This window comes from Mesorhizobium jarvisii (genome assembly GCF_003601985.1).
In the GTDB taxonomy this organism is placed as follows: Bacteria; Pseudomonadota; Alphaproteobacteria; order Rhizobiales; family Rhizobiaceae; genus Mesorhizobium; species Mesorhizobium jarvisii.
On the sequence record NZ_QZXA01000012.1, the window covers coordinates 96495 to 111468 of the forward strand.

15 protein-coding genes and 1 tRNA gene are annotated in these 14974 nt (G+C 63.0%); 9 read left to right on the forward strand and 7 right to left on the reverse strand.

What is annotated here, in order from left to right:
• Nucleotides 1–18: 18 nt before the first annotated feature.
• Nucleotides 19–1506, reverse strand: a complete 1488-nt coding sequence (locus tag D3242_RS27265; RefSeq protein ID WP_196774161.1) for a site-specific integrase — start codon at nt 1504–1506, stop codon at nt 19–21.
• Between the two features lie 175 nt (nt 1507–1681).
• Nucleotides 1682–1756, reverse strand: a tRNA-Thr gene (locus tag D3242_RS27270).
• A gap of 94 nt (nt 1757–1850) precedes the next feature.
• Here D3242_RS27270 and D3242_RS27275 point away from each other — a divergent pair.
• From D3242_RS27275 to yacG, 9 genes are all read left to right on the forward strand, one after another.
• Complete coding sequence (locus tag D3242_RS27275) at nt 1851–2096, forward strand: hypothetical protein (protein ID WP_019860403.1); 246 nt, start codon at nt 1851–1853, stop codon at nt 2094–2096.
• 128 nt (nt 2097–2224) lie between these two features.
• Complete coding sequence (gene murA, locus D3242_RS27280; protein WP_010914066.1) at nt 2225–3517, forward strand: UDP-N-acetylglucosamine 1-carboxyvinyltransferase; 1293 nt, start codon at nt 2225–2227, stop codon at nt 3515–3517.
• A gap of 168 nt (nt 3518–3685) precedes the next feature.
• Nucleotides 3686–4117 (forward strand): DUF2948 family protein, encoded by a 432-nt coding sequence (locus D3242_RS27285; RefSeq protein ID WP_019860404.1) that lies wholly within the window; start codon nt 3686–3688, stop codon nt 4115–4117.
• A gap of 6 nt (nt 4118–4123) precedes the next feature.
• Nucleotides 4124–5416: a histidinol dehydrogenase gene (gene hisD / locus D3242_RS27290; RefSeq protein ID WP_019860405.1), complete on the forward strand. Its 1293-nt coding sequence runs from the start codon at nt 4124–4126 to the stop codon at nt 5414–5416.
• Nucleotides 5417–5422: 6 nt separating this feature from the next.
• A complete protein-coding gene (locus D3242_RS27295) occupies nt 5423–5908 on the forward strand; it encodes a UPF0262 family protein (protein WP_019860406.1) in 486 nt (161 codons plus the stop codon).
• Complete coding sequence (locus D3242_RS27300) at nt 5896–6366, forward strand: arsenate-mycothiol transferase ArsC (protein WP_080643811.1); 471 nt, start codon at nt 5896–5898, stop codon at nt 6364–6366. The genes D3242_RS27295 and D3242_RS27300 overlap by 13 nt, the downstream gene beginning before the upstream one ends.
• Nucleotides 6367–6453: 87 nt before the next feature.
• A complete protein-coding gene (gene infA, locus D3242_RS27305) occupies nt 6454–6672 on the forward strand; it encodes a translation initiation factor IF-1 (RefSeq protein WP_006200926.1) in 219 nt (72 codons plus the stop codon).
• Between the two features lie 22 nt (nt 6673–6694).
• Nucleotides 6695–7321: a Maf-like protein gene (locus tag D3242_RS27310; RefSeq protein WP_064980427.1), complete on the forward strand. Its 627-nt coding sequence runs from the start codon at nt 6695–6697 to the stop codon at nt 7319–7321.
• A complete protein-coding gene (gene yacG, locus D3242_RS27315; protein ID WP_019860409.1) occupies nt 7318–7515 on the forward strand; it encodes a DNA gyrase inhibitor YacG in 198 nt (65 codons plus the stop codon). Before D3242_RS27310 ends, yacG begins: the two co-directional genes overlap by 4 nt.
• Nucleotides 7516–7530: 15 nt before the next feature.
• On the opposite strand, the gene melA is transcribed toward yacG, so the two are convergent.
• The 5 genes from melA to D3242_RS27340 all read right to left on the reverse strand — a co-directional run bounded on the left by melA (nt 7531) and on the right by D3242_RS27340 (nt 14944).
• On the reverse strand, nt 7531–8901 hold the full coding sequence (gene melA, locus D3242_RS27320) for an alpha-glucosidase/alpha-galactosidase (RefSeq protein WP_027047248.1): 1371 nt from the start codon (nt 8899–8901) through the stop codon (nt 7531–7533).
• A gap of 19 nt (nt 8902–8920) precedes the next feature.
• Nucleotides 8921–10588 (reverse strand): ABC transporter ATP-binding protein, encoded by a 1668-nt coding sequence (locus D3242_RS27325; RefSeq protein ID WP_064980429.1) that lies wholly within the window; start codon nt 10586–10588, stop codon nt 8921–8923.
• A 10-nt stretch (nt 10589–10598) separates the two neighbouring features.
• Nucleotides 10599–11738 carry an ABC transporter permease gene (locus tag D3242_RS27330; protein ID WP_019860413.1) on the reverse strand — a complete coding sequence of 380 codons (1140 nt, stop codon included), beginning with the start codon at nt 11736–11738 and terminating at the stop codon, nt 10599–10601.
• The gene (locus tag D3242_RS27335; RefSeq protein ID WP_019860414.1) at nt 11739–12746 is read right to left on the reverse strand and encodes an ABC transporter permease; all 1008 of its coding nucleotides are present in this window, start codon (nt 12744–12746) and stop codon (nt 11739–11741) included. It lies immediately after the preceding gene.
• Between the two features lie 116 nt (nt 12747–12862).
• A complete protein-coding gene (locus tag D3242_RS27340) occupies nt 12863–14944 on the reverse strand; it encodes an ABC transporter substrate-binding protein (RefSeq protein ID WP_064980430.1) in 2082 nt (693 codons plus the stop codon).
• Nucleotides 14945–14974: the final 30 nt, after the last annotated feature.

Here is a 14974-nt window from a genome sequence, read left to right on the forward strand (position 1 = left end):
GAGGGCCGCGGCAAATGTCTACGAGGACAAATCGTAGTGCGGGAATTTGTCCAGTGCGGCCTTCTTTGCGGCAATTGTCACGTCGCCATAATGGTCACCGGCGGTCCTTACTGCATGGCCCTGTATCGCATCAAGAGTCCGACCGGAGATTCCCAGCTCCCGCCCAACCGTTTTGAAACGATGCCGCCAGCCATGGTTCGGGCTAACGCCTTCGGGGATTACCTCCAGGGACTGAAGCCACTGGCTCACGCGACCGGCGACGGTGCGTGCCGCGGAGATCCCATCCTTACGATTTGTATGAAACAGTGGGCCTTCTTGAGCAGCATCGACGAAATCCGCAAAGCCCATTTCGACCAGTTGCAGATGCAGCGGCACGTCCCTGTAGCCACCCGCCTTCACCGTGCCAGCCTCCGGGGTGATCCGCATGACATAGGTCTCACCTTCCTTGCGGAAGTCTTGCTTTCGTAGCTGGGTGATTTCGGCAATGCGCGCGCCGGTGAAAGCACACAGGAGGGGAGACCATCTCTTCGCCGCTGTTGTCTGTGACGCTTCGGTGGTTCGGGCGTTGTCAGTTTTGGCTGGAACGTAGTCGCGGGCCTTTCGGAGAATGGCAGTCGCTTCAGGCAGCGTAAAACCCTTCTCGCGGCTGAGGTGCTTTTTCGGCGCGTCCTGCCGAACCCGCTCGGCGACATTCGATTCCAGGCGGTCGTTATTAACGGCCCACGACAAGACGGTGCGCACCGACGCCAAGTCAACGTCAGCAACCGTCTTTGCAGACAGCGTCGTCAATCGCGCATCACGCCATTCCAAGAGGTTCTGCTTTGTAAGGCGTCGCGCATCATTATGGCCAATGAATTGGGCCAGGTTAGCAAACACCGGCGTCCAGCGCCTTTCGGCCTCCCTCCCCTTTCCAACTGCCTTGCGTGACTTGATATAATCCGCCAGCAATCCCTTCAGCGGAACGGGGGGTAGTTCATCATCAATCGGCTTCGTCTCGGCGATGAGGGGGTGGGTCGGCTTGCCTGTGAAATCGCCCTCATCCCTTTCGGCGACACGGGATAGGGCCTCGTATTCGGAAATGCAGATCGCACGCGCCAGTGTGCGCCACTCTTCGGTTCCAAACTCGGCAGTGGTGTTTCCGATCGCCCGGAAACGGTCAATCCGATTTTTGACCAATTCGGCAAGATCCCGATCGTTCAATTGACCGGCCATGCCCCGTCGCAACTGGGCTACGTTGCCATCGTCAATAGAGGCGGAGGCCCACTGCGGATCGGCATTTCTGAGCCGCTCATCTTGAGCAAGCCGATCGTTGTAATTGCGGAGGGCGATCTGGTCGAACGACAACGGGTAGCGGCCGATCGCGACGGGTCGATCGCCCGCTTCCGCAGCACGGCGCTCGCCGAGGGCGATCTTATGCTGAAGGGCGGCGACCGCGCCTGGTAGAGCTTTCAGTGCCGTCCTATAATCAGGCCCAAGCGCTGTTCGGAGCTCTGTCTTGCCGTTCATGAAGGGCCGAAGGTCCCTAGGGACTACAAGCCGAGCAAAGTAGCGACCGTCTCGATTAAGGAGATTTCGATCACGTCCAGCCATAACTTCCGTCCATTTGTTACACAATTTGTAACGTCAGAATGGACAGAAGGCCTTCTTTGTCAAGGGTTGGAGCGATTTCAAAGGGATAGGATGGTGCTGCGAGAGAGGATTGAACTCTCGACCTCTCCCTTACCAAGGGAGTGCTCTACCACTGAGCTACCGCAGCCGCTGATGGCGGGGCTTCTGCCATATCGAACCGGCAAGCGCAAGGCCAAGAACAACGCTTCTGTGAAAGCCTTTGCCGAATAGCTTTCAATGACATGGCGGCGCCACAATGTTGGCTATCCCTGAACGGCAGGTTTGGCCGGGTCGTCGGCCGGGACGGGACGATGAGCGACAAGACGATATCACCGAAAAAGGGCGGCACGGACCGCAAGGACCGGCTCGCCGAGCAATTGCGCGCCAATCTGCAGAAGCGCAAGGCGCAGTCGCGCTCGCGCCGCACGGGTGAAGCCGACCAGAGGCCGGACGGGCTCGGTGCGGCCCAGGAAATACGGAAAGATTAACTCAAATCGGCCACTCTTGGCCCGGATGCGTGGAAATCCTATTTCTTGAACCACACCGGCCAATGGTCTAGACGGGCCGATACTCAAACGATTGAACCGGCCTTTTTGGCCGAGAGGGACATTCTCCAATGGATCGCATCAGAATTGTCGGCGGCAACAAGCTTGCCGGGAGCATTCCGATCTCGGGCGCGAAAAACGCCGCTTTGCCGCTGATGATCGCCTCGCTGCTGACCGACGACACGCTGACGCTGGAAAACGTGCCGCATCTGGCCGATGTCGAGCAGCTGATCCGCATCCTCGGCAATCACGGCGTCGATTACTCGGTCAATGGCCGCCGCGAGAAGCAGAATGAAGGCTATTCGCGCACCATCAACTTCTCCGCACGCAACATCGTCGACACGACGGCGCCCTACGAGCTGGTGTCGAAGATGCGGGCTTCATTCTGGGTGATCGGCCCGCTACTGGCCCGCATGGGCGAGGCCAAGGTATCGCTGCCCGGCGGCTGCGCCATCGGCACGCGCCCGGTCGACCTGTTCCTCGAAGGCCTGCAGGCGCTTGGCGCCGATCTCGACGTCGACACCGGCTATGTCATCGCCAAGACCAAGAATGGCCGCCTGGTCGGCAACCGCTATGTCTTCCCCAAGGTCTCGGTCGGCGCCACCCATGTGCTGATGATGGCGGCTTCGCTGGCCAAGGGCGAGACAGTGCTGGAAAACGCCGCCTGCGAGCCTGAAATCGTTAACCTCGCCGAATGCCTCAACGCCATGGGCGCCAGGATTTCCGGCGCCGGCACACCGACCATCACCATCGACGGTGTCGAATCGCTGTCGGGCGCGCGCGTGCGCGTCATTCCCGACCGCATCGAGACCGGCACCTATGCCATGGCGGTCGCCATGACGGGCGGCGACGTCGTGCTCGAAGGCGCGCGGCCGGAACTGTTGCAGACCGCGCTGGACGTGATTTCGCAGACGGGTGCCGAGATCACCCAGACCAATTCCGGCATCCGCGTGAAGCGCAACGGCGCCGGCATTTCGCCGGTCGACGTGACGACGGCGCCCTTCCCGGCCTTCCCGACCGATCTGCAGGCGCAGTTCATGGGCCTGATGACCATGGCCAAGGGCAAGTCGCGCATCACCGAGACGATCTTCGAGAACCGCTTCATGCACGTCCAGGAACTGGCCCGGCTCGGCGCCCACATCACGCTTTCGGGCCAGACGGCGATCGTCGACGGCGTGGCGAAGCTGAAAGGTGCGCCGGTCATGGCCACCGACCTTCGCGCTTCCGTCTCGCTGGTCATCGCCGGCCTCGCCGCCGAAGGCGAGACCACGGTCAACCGCGTCTACCACCTCGACCGCGGCTTCGAGCGGCTGGAGGAAAAACTGTCCAATTGCGGCGCGGTGATCGAGCGCATTTCCGCCTGACGATCGAACGGCGGCAGCTTCGGACGGAGGCTGCCCGGGCGGCCTTCATCCCCCTGCCAGCACCGCAAAGCCGAGGCAATTGCCTCGGGCGGAAGTCGTGTCGCGGTTGCACCGGCCGGAAAGACCGCCTAACAGAGGGCTGAAACCAACCTTAGGTACAAATCCCGCATGGCCCTCAAGCTTATCGCGCTCGACGACCAGGATCTGAGCATCGTCTCGGCCCATGTCCAGGACGCCGTGATGAAGGTGTCGGACCTCGAATTCCTGCCTGCGGCCAAGCGTTTTGTGCTGACCATGAACCGTTTCGTCTGGGAGGCGAAGTCGGGTCTGTTCCGCCAGCACAATGAGCGGCGGCAGGCCGTGCTGCATTTCGACCGGGTGCTGGGCGCCAAAACCAATGGCATTGCCCGCGACAAGCCGGCCGAGGTGCTGTCCCTGCTGGCGATCAGCTTCATCGAGATCAGCAAGCCGGCCGGCATCGTCGAACTCATCTTTTCGGGCGGCGGCACCATCATGCTCGATGTCGAATGCATCGAGGCCCGCCTTGCCGACATAGGCGGCGCGTGGGAAGCCACGTCGCGCCCCATCCACAAGGCTTGAGCGCCCATGGCCATCACGCTTCGCCAGTCCGACGCCGATTTCGAGCAGCGCTTCGCCGCTTTCCTGACGACCAAGCGGGAAGTGTCCGAGGACGTCGACGCAGGGGTTCGCCAGATCATCGCGCGTGTGCGCGCCGAAGGTGACGCGGCACTGATCGACTATACGCAACGATACGATCGGGCCGATTTGAAGAGCCTCGGCATTGCCGTGTCGAAGCAAGACATTGCGGCCGCTTACGAGACGGCCGATCCAAAGGCGATCGAAGCGCTCGAATTCGCGCGCGATCGCATCCGCTCCCACCACGAGCGGCAGCGGCCGAAGGACGATCGCTACACGGATGCCGCCGGCGTCGAGCTCGGCTGGCGCTGGACAGCGATCGAGGCGGTTGGGCTCTATGTGCCGGGCGGCACGGCGAGCTATCCAAGCTCGGTGCTGATGAACGCCGTGCCGGCCCGGGTGGCCGGCGTCGAGCGCGTTGTCATGGTGGTGCCGGCGCCGGGTGGCATCATCAATCCGCTGGTGCTGGTGGCGGCCGACATATCAGGCGTGACCGAAATCTACCGCGTCGGCGGCGCGCATGCGATCGCTGCCCTTGCCTATGGCACAGAGACCATAAAGCCGGTTGCCAAGATCGTCGGACCGGGCAATGCCTATGTCGCGGCGGCCAAACGCCAGGTGTTCGGCACGGTCGGCATCGACATGATCGCCGGCCCCTCGGAAGTGCTCGTGGTGGCCGACGGCAGCAACAATCCCGACTGGATCGCCGCCGATCTGCTCGCCCAGGCCGAACACGATGTGTCGGCGCAATCGATCCTGATCACCGACGATCCGGCCTTCGGCAAGGCGGTCGAACAGGCGGTCGAACGGCAATTGCAGACCCTGCCGCGCGGTGAAACGGCAGCGGCGAGCTGGCGCGATTTCGGCGCGGTGATCGAGGTCGCGACTATCGAGGCCGCGCTGCCGCTGGTCGACCGCATCGCCGCCGAACATGTCGAACTGGCCATCGACGATGCCGAAGGTTTCCTGTCGCGGATGCGCAATGCCGGCGCCGTCTTTCTCGGGCGCCACACGCCGGAAGCCATCGGCGACTATGTCGGCGGCTCCAACCACGTGCTGCCGACGGCACGCTCGGCGCGCTTCTCGTCAGGCCTGTCCGTGCTCGATTTCGTCAAGCGCACCTCGATCTTGAAACTCGGGCCGGAGCAATTGCGCGTGCTCGCGCCAGCGGCGATCGCGCTCGCCGAGGCGGAAGGGCTCGACGCGCATGGCCGCTCCGTCGCCATCCGGCTGAACATGTAGGCCGAGATGACGGGCTCCGATCAAACCCGCGCAAAACTGATCGATGTCGAACTCGATGAATCGATCGGCCGTTCGACGCCCGATGTCGAGCATGAGCGGGCAGTGGCGATCTTCGACCTGATCGAGGAGAACAGTTTTCAGCCCGTCAACGACAGCGGGGCCGGCCCCTACCGGCTGAAACTGTCGCTGGCCGAGCAGCGTCTGGTCTTTGCCGTTACCCGCGAGGACGGTACCCCGGTGGTCACCCACATCCTGTCGCTGACGCCGCTCAGGCGCATCGTCAAGGATTACTACATGATCTGCGAAAGCTACTACGACGCCATCCGCTCCTCGACGCCGAGCCATATCGAGGCGATCGACATGGGCCGGCGCGGCTTGCACAATGAAGGTTCGCAGACGCTGATGGACCGGCTGTCCGGCAAGATCGACATCGACTTCGACACGGCGCGCCGGCTGTTTACGCTGGTCTGCGTGCTGCACTGGCGGGGCTAGCCCTGGCACCCGGCGCCCTGCCCCGCTCGATCCTGTTCGTGTGCGGCATGAATGCCGTGCGCTCGCCAATGGCCGAGCAACTGGCGCGCCGGATGCTGCCCGCCACTATCTTCGTCGCTTCGGCCGGCGTGCGCGCCGGCGAGCGCGACCCATTCGTCGATGCCGTGCTGGCGGAGGAGGGCCTGTCGCTGGGCGAGCGTCATCCCAGAACGCTGGACGATCTCGAGGACGACTATTTCGACCTGATCGTGACGCTGGCGCCGGAAGCGCACCATGCCGCGCTGGAACTCACCCGCTCGCTCGCCGTCGAGGTCGAATACTGGCCGACACAGGACCCGACTGGCGCCAGCGGCACGCGCGAACAGATCATGGCGGCCTACCGCGAGGTGCGCGAGCGGCTGAAGTTGCGCATAAGCCGACGTTTCTTGGCTTCAGAGGCAAAAAACGCGACGGATTAAGCGTGTTCACAAGCGGACGATTATCATATAGGTTCCGCCGAAATTCCAGCCGGGGCGCTGGAACTGCCATCCAAGCAAAGGTATCGAATGCCGAAGGAAGAAGTCCTCGAGTTTCCGGGTGTCGTGACGGAATTGTTGCCGAACGCGATGTTCCGGGTGAAGCTCGAAAACGAACACGAGATCATCGCCCATACGGCCGGCCGCATGCGCAAGAACCGCATCCGCGTGCTGACCGGCGACAAGGTTCTGGTCGAGATGACGCCATACGACCTGACCAAGGGCCGCATCACCTACCGCTTCAAGTAAGATCAAGCCTGACTGGTCCGCGATGAGCATTTTGCAGAAGCTGGTGCTTGCTTCGGGTTCGCCGCGCCGCATCGAACTGTTGCAGCAGGCCGGCATCGAGCCGGACCGTATCATGCCAGCCGATATCGACGAAACGCCGCTGCGTGCGGAGCATCCGCGCTCGCTGGCCAAGCGGCTATCGACGGAAAAAGCCGAGAAGGCGTTCGCCTCGCTGAAGACCGAGACGGACTATGCGCCAAGCTTCGTTCTGGCCGCCGACACGGTGGTCGCGGTCGGGCGGCGCATCCTGCCCAAGGCCGAAACGCTGGACGATGCCGCCAACTGTCTCGGGCTGCTGTCCGGCCGCTCTCACCGGGTCTATTCCGGCATCTGCCTGATCACACCGGGCGGCAAGCTGCGCCAGCGGCTGGTCGAGACGCGGGTGCGTTTCAAGCGGCTGCCGCGCGAGGAGATCGAAGCCTATGTCGCCTCGGGCGAATGGCGCGGCAAGGCCGGCGGCTATGCCGTCCAGGGTCTCGCCGGCTCGTTCGTCGTCAAGCTGGTCGGCTCCTACACCAACATCGTCGGCCTGCCGCTCTATGAGACGGTGGCCCTGCTATCGGGCGAAGGCTTCAAGATCCATCAGAACTGGCTGACCGCACGGCCATGAATTCCGACTCCAAAGTCACGCCGCTGCGGCCAAAGCGCCCCTGCCCCGAATGCGGCAAGCCGTCGGCGCGCGACACCTTTCCGTTCTGCTCGGCCCGCTGCAAGGACATCGACCTCAACCGCTGGCTGAAGGGCGCCTATGTCATCAAGGCCCGCGACGACGAGGAAGAACCCGACGCCGACGAGCCCAAGTAAGACCGAGATCGCCCGTCAGGCAGCCTCGGTCTTGCGGCTCACGCGCGCCCAGGCCGGCAGCCAGTCGCCGTGAGCGGCCAGGAGATCGTCGACCAGTGACCAGATCTGGTCGAGGTCGAGTTCGGCCGCCGTGTGCGGATCCATCATCGCCGCATGATAGATGTGCTCGCGATTCTCGCTCATCAGCGCCCGCACCGTCAGTTCCTGGACGTTGATGTTGGTGCGGATCAGCGCCGTCAGCTGCGGCGGGAGATCGCCTATATAGGTCGGCTGGATGCCGGAAGCATCGACCAGGCAGGGCACTTCGGCAGCGCAGTCGCGGGGCAGCGAGGTGATGCAGCCATTGTTGCGGACATTGCCGTAGATAACCGATGGTTCGCCGGTCCAGACCGAGTTCATGATCGAGGAGGCATACTCCCTGGACTCCTCGACCTCGATGCGCTGCGCCGAGCGGTAGGCCTGCGCCTGGTCTTTCCAGCGCTCGATCTGCTCGATGCAGCGCTTGGGGTATTCGTCGAGCGGAATGCCGTATTTCTCGATCAGATCGGGGCGACCTTCCTTGATGAAATAGGGCGTGTATTCGGCGAAATGCTCCGAGCTTTCGGTGACGAAATAGCCAAGCCTGGTCAGCATCTCGTAGCGCACCTTGTTGGGGCAGCGCGGATTCCAGCCCGGCTTGGGCGCGCGACCTTCGCGATAGGCGCGCACGAGATCCGGATAGAGGTCGCGGTAGGAGCCGTCGGGCTGGCGGTGCTCGAATTTTAGGTAGAAGGCCATGTGGTTGATGCCGGCCGAGCGGTAGCGGATGTCTTCGTAGGGAAGGCCGAGATCATGCGCCAGTTCCATCGCCGTGCCCTGCACCGAGTGACAGAGCCCGACCTGTTTGATGGCGGGGTATTTCTCCGAAATCGCCCAGGTGTTGATCGCCATCGGGTTGACATATTGCAGCATGATCGCTTCGGGGCAGACGGCGAGCATGTCCTCGCAGATCTTCCATAGATGCGGCACGGTCCTCAGGCCGCGCATGATGCCGCCGACGCCGAGCGTGTCGGCGATCGTCTGGCGCAGGCCATATTTCTTCGGCACTTCGAAATCGGTGACGGTGCAGGGCTCGTAGCCGCCGATCTGGAAGGCGACTACGACGAAATCGGCGCCGGCAAGTGCCTTGCGCTGGTCGGAATAGGTCTCGGCCTTCGCCTTCACGCCGAGCGTCGCGATCAGCTTGTTGACGACGATGGCGCTCTCTTCCAGCCGCTGCGGATTGATGTCCATCAGCGCGATCGTCGCGCCCGAGAGTGCTGGCCGCTGCAGCACGTCGCCGACAATGTTCTTCATGAACACGGTCGAGCCGGCGCCGATGAAAGTGATCCTGGGATGTCTTGCCATACTAACCTCCGGCATATGTTCAAGCCACGTCGAAAGCGGCTCGGACGAGCCGTTCGGTGTAGGCGGTCTTGGGATTGGTGAGGACCTCGTCGACAGGTCCCTGCTCGACGATCTTGCCGTGCTGCATGACGATGACGCGGTGGCATAGCGCGCGCACCACCTTGAGATCGTGCGAGATGAAGAGGTAGCTGAGGCCGCGCTCGTCCTGCAGCTTGCGCAGTAGGTCGATGATCTGCGCCTGGACGGAGAGGTCGAGCGCGGATGTCGGCTCGTCGAGCAGGATGAATTCGGGCTCAAGCGCGATGGCGCGGGCGATCGCGACGCGCTGGCGCTGCCCGCCAGAGAATTCGTGCGGGAACCGCGACAGGATATCGCCCGGCATGCCGGCGCTGACCAGCGCCTCACGCACCCGGTCCACCCGCTCCGCCCGCGTCGCGCCGATGCTGTTGACGACCAGCCCTTCCTCGATGATCTGGCCGATCGTCATGCGCGGATTGAGCGACGAGAACGGATCCTGGAAAACGATCTGCATGCGCGAGCGCAGCGGCCGCATCTCGTTGCGCGACAGGCCCTGGATCGGTTGGCCGTCGAAACGGATTTCGCCGCGCCTGGTGTCGATCAATCTCAGCAGCGCCTGGCCGAAGGTGGTCTTGCCGGAACCGGATTCACCGACCAGCCCCAGCGTCTCATGGCGGCAAAGCTTGAGGCCGAGATCGTCGACGGCGACCAGCTCGCGCCAGTCCGGCTTCAGGAAACTGCCGTGGCGCAGCATGAAGCAGACGCGCACATCATTCGCCTCGAGGATGGCGCCGCTGCCCTCAGGAAGCGGTTGCGGACGCCCGCGCGGCTCCGCGGCGAGCAGCCGCTGCGTGTAGGGATGCTGCGGGTCGGCAAACAGCCGTTCGGTGACGTTGTGCTCGCACATCGCGCCATGCTGCATGACATAGACATAGTCGGAGAATTTGCGCACCACTGTGAGATCGTGGGTGATCAGGATCACCGCCATCCGCAGCTCTTTCTGCAGATTGCGGATCAGGTTGAGGATTTGCGCCTGGACGGTGACGTCGAGCGCGGTGGTCGGCTCATCGGCGATCAACACGTCAGGATTGTTGGCCAGCGCCATGGCGATCATCACGCGCTGCCGCTGACCGCCCGAAAGCTGGTGCGGATATTGCTTGAGCCGTGCTTCCGGCTCGGGGATCTGGACGTGCCGCAGCAGCTCGAGCGCCCGTGCCCAGGCTTGCCGGCGGCTCACCTTACGGTGCACCCGGATCGCCTCGACGATCTGGCTGCCGACCGTATAGATCGGGTTAAGCGAGCTCATCGGCTCCTGGAAGATCATCGAGATGCGGTTACCGCGCAGCTTGCGCCGCTCGCTCTCGGGAAATTTCAGGATGTTCTGGCCGTCGTAACAGATGCTCGATTTCGGCGACACGGTGGCCCGGCGCGACAGCAGCCCCATGACGGCGCGAGCCGTCACCGACTTGCCGGAACCGGATTCGCCGACGATGGCAATCGTCTCGCCACGATAGAGCTGGAACGAGATGTCCTTGACCGCTTCGACAACACCGTGCTCGACCTTGAAGGCGACCTCGATATTGCGGGCGTCGATGATGGGCTGGTCCTGGCGCCCGTCATGGTCATGACGGACGGTGGGGGCGAAGGATTCGGCGAGTACGACGGTCATCCCAGCCACCTCAATACGGATCGACGGCATCGCGCAGGCCGTCGCCCAGCGCGTTGAAGGCAAAGACGGTGGCGAGCACGAAACCGACCGGCGACAGGATCCAGGGATAGGTGCCGATGACGGAATAGGTCGCGGTGTCCTGAAGCATCAGGCCCCAGGAGATCAGTGGAGGCTTGACCGCGAAGCCGAGGAACCCGAGGAAGCATTCGAGCAGCACCACCGTCGGGATTGCCAAGGTGACGGCGACGATCACGTGGCTCATCACATTGGGCAAGATGTGCTGCAGGATGATGCGCCGGTCGGTGGCGCCGACCGCCATGGCGGCGCGCACATATTCGATGCGCGCCAGCGCCAACGTCTTGCCGCGCACCTCGCGCGACATCTGCGCCCAGCCCAGCGCCGACATGACGATGATGACGAAAGCGAGGAAGACATTGGTCGGCGCAGTGACGGGGATCAGCGTCGTCAGCGCCAGATAGAGCGGCAGCTGCGGGAAGGCGAGCACCAGTTCGACGAAGCGCTGCATCCAGATATCGAACCGGCCGCCGAAATAGCCGGAAACGGTGCCGACGGTGGTGCCGATGACGGTTATGATGAAGACGACCGTCAGCGCGATCATCAGCGAGACCCGTGAGCCATGGATGGCGCGCGACAGCACATCGCGGCCGAACTTGTCGGTGCCGAGGAAATGCACCGGCTGGCCGTCCATCGAGGCGAAGAAATGCCGGTTCGCCGGTATTAGTCCGAAGAGCTTGTAGGGCGCGCCCTCGGTAAAGAAGCCGAGCAGCCTTGGATGGTCGTAGTCGGGGCCGACCACGGGCTGGAAGGTGACCGGATCGAGGTCGGCCGAATCGGCCAGCGCATAGACCCGCGGCCGCGCAACGAAATTGCCGTCCTTATCGTGGAAGGAGGGCAGTTGCGGCGGCGCGAAGCCGACATCGGTCGCCTTCGGGTCCATCGGCGCCAGGAACTCGGCGAACACGGCCATGACCAGCAGCAGCACCACGAGCCAAAGCCCGGCCATGCCGGTCCAGGAGCGCTTCAGCCGGCGCCAGACGAGCGCGATATAGCTCTCGTTGCCGCGCGCCGGTTTGGCGACGATAGGCCCTTCGGCGGGCAGCGGCGGCGGTGATGGATCGCGGGCCAGCATCTAGCTCTCTCCGTATTGGCGGATGCGCGGGTCGAGCAGGACGAGCAGCATGTCGGCGATGATGTTGCCGACGATCAGCGTCGCCGCCAGCACCATCATGAAGGTGGCGGTGACGTAGACATCGCCGACCGCCATCGAACCGACAACCGCCGGGCCGACGGTCGGCAGCGCGAAGATGATTGCCGTCTCGATCTCGCCGGTGAGCATGTAGGGCAACACCACACCCTGATACATGACGAGCGGATGCAGCGCATTGGGCACTGCGTGGCGCATGACGACGGCGCTGCCGGTCAGGCCCTTAGCTCTCGCGGTTTCGACATATTGCGCGTTGAGGGTATCGAGCAGATTGCCGCGCATGACCCGCATATTGTAGGCGAGGCCGCCGAAAGTGGCGATCGCGACCACCGGCCAGACATGCTTGACCAGGTCGACGAACTTCGCCCACGACCATGGCGCACCGCCATATTGCGGCGAGAAGAATGAGCCGATCTCCGACACGTTGAACTGGAAGACCAGCAGATAGACGATGATCAGCGCCATCAGGAAGCGCGGCACGGTCATGCCGAGGAAGGCGATGGCCGAAAGCGTCGAGTCGATCCAGGTGTATTGCCTTGTCGCCGCCCATATGCCGAAGGTGATGCCCAGCACCGAGGCAAGCAAATGGCAGACCAGCGCCAGGAGCAGCGTGCGCGGCAGGCGCTCGCCCACCACATCGGCGACCGGCTTGTTGTAGTAGAGGCTGTAGCCGAAATCGCCGCGAGTGATGATCCCGCCGATCCAGTTGAGGTACTGGACGGGCAGCGGCTTATCGAGGCCGTGTTCGACGCGGTAGGCCTGGGCCTGCGCATCGGCCTCGGCGAAGGAGGCACCGCCCTGGTTGATCAGCTGCGAACGGATGTAGTCGGCATAGTCACCAGGTGGTGCCTGGATGATGGCGAAGGTGACGAGGCTCAGGATTGCGAGGACCGGTATTGCCGACGCTATGCGCATAGCCAAGAATCGCAGCATGGACGGTCGGCTTCCTCATTTCGCCGGACGCTCCCATCGAGGGTCGTTCGGAGGGTTGGTTTGCCCTGGCCGCGCCAGCGGCGCGGCCAGGTCTCTTTTGGTCAGGGGAGGTAAACTTACATCGGACCCTTGTCTCCGGGCTTGCCCGGGAGCTCCTGCGGGAACAATTCGTATTTCGCCTGCTTGTCGGCCGCGACGAAAACGCGTTCGCGGACGATCGAATCCTCGGCCCAGTTGAACATGAAGATCGGCGTGCCCTGCGGAATGTTCGAGAAACGCTTGTTGACGATCAGCGCGCCGGGATATTCCGTCAGGCCGACATTGTAGACATGTTCCGTCGAGATCTTCTGGAACTCTTTCATCAGGCTGGCGCGTTTGTCGTTGTCTTCCGACGCGACGAACTTGTTGACGATGTCGACCAGGTCTTTTTCGAAAGGCATCAGGTCGACCTCGCCGCTTTCCGGCGCGCGGTGGTTCCAACTGGTCTTCGGACCGACAGGCGCGAGCTGCTCGGTGTTCTGCACGACCGAGGTCAGTTCCTGGTCGTTGCGCCGGATCAGCCAGTCGAAGCGGCCGGAGTATTGCGAGGCATCGCGCTGGGTGCCGTTGAGGCCGTTGAGCACGACCCTCAAGCCCAGCTTTTCCATCTGGGCGACAACACCTTCGGCGAGGCTTTTGTCTGTGCCGTAGTCGTTGTTGACCAGCATCACGATCTCGACGTTCTTGCCGCCGGCGGTGCCGGCCGGGAAGTTCACGAAACCGTCGCCGTCGGTATCCTTGAGGCCGGCCTTTGCGAGTTCGGCCTTGGCGCCAGCGAGGTCGAACGGATAGTAGACGGTCGACTTGCGGTCATAGAAGCTGGTGCCCGAGGAGAAGCCGCCGGGATAGATGGCGGTGAACGGCCCTTTGACCAGGGAGTCGCCCAGCGCCTTGCGGTCGAGCGCCATGGTGACGGCCTTGCGGAAATCCTCATTGCGGTTCAGCTCGCGAACCGCCTGGCTGCGTTCGTCCGGGTTGCCCCAGCCGTTGGCTGAAAAATTCATGCGCAGATTGTAGCCGATGAGGCGTGGACCGAAGGCGAGCCGTGCCGGCGCGTTCGCTTCAGCGGCGCGCTTCAGCGAGGCGACAAAGTTTTCCGGCTGCTCGAGGTTGGAGAAGTCGCCCGAGCCGGCGACCGCCTGGACGTCGCGGTCGGCCCAGGTCGACAGCTTGTACTGCAGTTCGTTGAGGTAGGGCAGCTGGTTTCCCTTTTCATCGACCTTCCAGTAGTAGGGGTTGCGGCGCATGACGATGATGTCGTCCGGCCGGTATTCGACCGGAACCCAGGCGCCCATCACCGGCATGTTCATATATTCCGGCGGGAAGGCGTTCTTGAACTGGTCGTAGGTGTTCTTCGAATATTTCGGATGCTGCGGCTTCAATATGTGCGCCGGGCCGGGACAGAAGGTGCCGTAAGCCATGGCGTAGAGGTACTGTTTCGGAAAGGCGTCCTTGAACGTCCATTCGACAGTGTAGTCGTCGATCTTCTTCAGCGTCGTGCCGACGCCGAAGGTTTCGGGCGTCGCGCCATTGAGCGGCGAGACGTTCGGGTCGACCACCTCGTCATCCCAATAGAACATGACGTCGTCGGCGTTGAAGGCCACGCCATCGGACCATTTCGCGCCCTCGATCAGATGCATGGTCAGCTTGTGGCCGTCCTTCGACCAGTCCCAGCTTTTGGCCAGATTCGGCAGCGGCTCGGTGTCCTTGGCTTCGACCTGGAACAGCGGCGCCGTGCGCGTCAGGCATTCGGAGAGGCCGATATCGATGCCGCCCCAGCCCTGCGTTTGGCCGGCGCCGTAGTTCCAGCCTTCGGGCCGGCCGCCGATGACATGGCGCATGGTGTCGCCATAGACGCCGATGCCGTTGGGCATGTTGGCCGTCTTGAAGACCAGCGGCTCCTTCGGCAACCTGTCCTTGACCGGCGGCAGTTTGCCGGTCTTGACGTATTTTTCGGTCACCCAATCCGGCTCGTGATATTCCGGCAGGGCCTTGAACTCCAGGATGGAGTCGCGCGCCACGTATTTGATCTTGCCCTCGGCCGGAAAGGTCGCCGGCACCGGCGGGACTGTCGGCTCTGAAGCGAAAGCGTTGAGTGCCGGAACCGAGACGCTCAGCGCCAGTCCGGCGGCAATGCCAATGCTGCGTAGGTTTCTCATAGTCTCCTCCCTCATGTTCAGACGTTTTCT

Excerpts from the sequence above, each read along its gene's own strand:
- infA (WP_006200926.1), top strand. The coding sequence starts at position 6,454 with ATGCCGAAGGAAGAAGTCCTCGAGTTTCCGGGTGTCGTGACGGAATTG.
- yacG (WP_019860409.1), top strand. The coding sequence starts at position 7,318 with ATGAATTCCGACTCCAAAGTCACGCCGCTGCGGCCAAAGCGCCCCTGC.
- D3242_RS27325 (WP_064980429.1), bottom strand. The coding sequence starts at position 10,588 with ATGACCGTCGTACTCGCCGAATCCTTCGCCCCCACCGTCCGTCATGAC.
- D3242_RS27285 (WP_019860404.1), top strand. The coding sequence starts at position 3,686 with ATGGCCCTCAAGCTTATCGCGCTCGACGACCAGGATCTGAGCATCGTC.
- hisD (WP_019860405.1), top strand. The coding sequence starts at position 4,124 with ATGGCCATCACGCTTCGCCAGTCCGACGCCGATTTCGAGCAGCGCTTC.
- D3242_RS27310 (WP_064980427.1), top strand. The coding sequence starts at position 6,695 with ATGAGCATTTTGCAGAAGCTGGTGCTTGCTTCGGGTTCGCCGCGCCGC.
- D3242_RS27330 (WP_019860413.1), bottom strand. The coding sequence starts at position 11,738 with ATGCTGGCCCGCGATCCATCACCGCCGCCGCTGCCCGCCGAAGGGCCT.
- D3242_RS27265 (WP_196774161.1), bottom strand. The coding sequence starts at position 1,506 with ATGAACGGCAAGACAGAGCTCCGAACAGCGCTTGGGCCTGATTATAGG.
- D3242_RS27275 (WP_019860403.1), top strand. The coding sequence starts at position 1,851 with ATGGCGGCGCCACAATGTTGGCTATCCCTGAACGGCAGGTTTGGCCGG.
- D3242_RS27340 (WP_064980430.1), bottom strand. The coding sequence starts at position 14,944 with ATGAGAAACCTACGCAGCATTGGCATTGCCGCCGGACTGGCGCTGAGC.
- D3242_RS27335 (WP_019860414.1), bottom strand. The coding sequence starts at position 12,746 with ATGCTGCGATTCTTGGCTATGCGCATAGCGTCGGCAATACCGGTCCTC.
- D3242_RS27295 (WP_019860406.1), top strand. The coding sequence starts at position 5,423 with ATGACGGGCTCCGATCAAACCCGCGCAAAACTGATCGATGTCGAACTC.
- murA (WP_010914066.1), top strand. The coding sequence starts at position 2,225 with ATGGATCGCATCAGAATTGTCGGCGGCAACAAGCTTGCCGGGAGCATT.
- melA (WP_027047248.1), bottom strand. The coding sequence starts at position 8,901 with ATGGCAAGACATCCCAGGATCACTTTCATCGGCGCCGGCTCGACCGTG.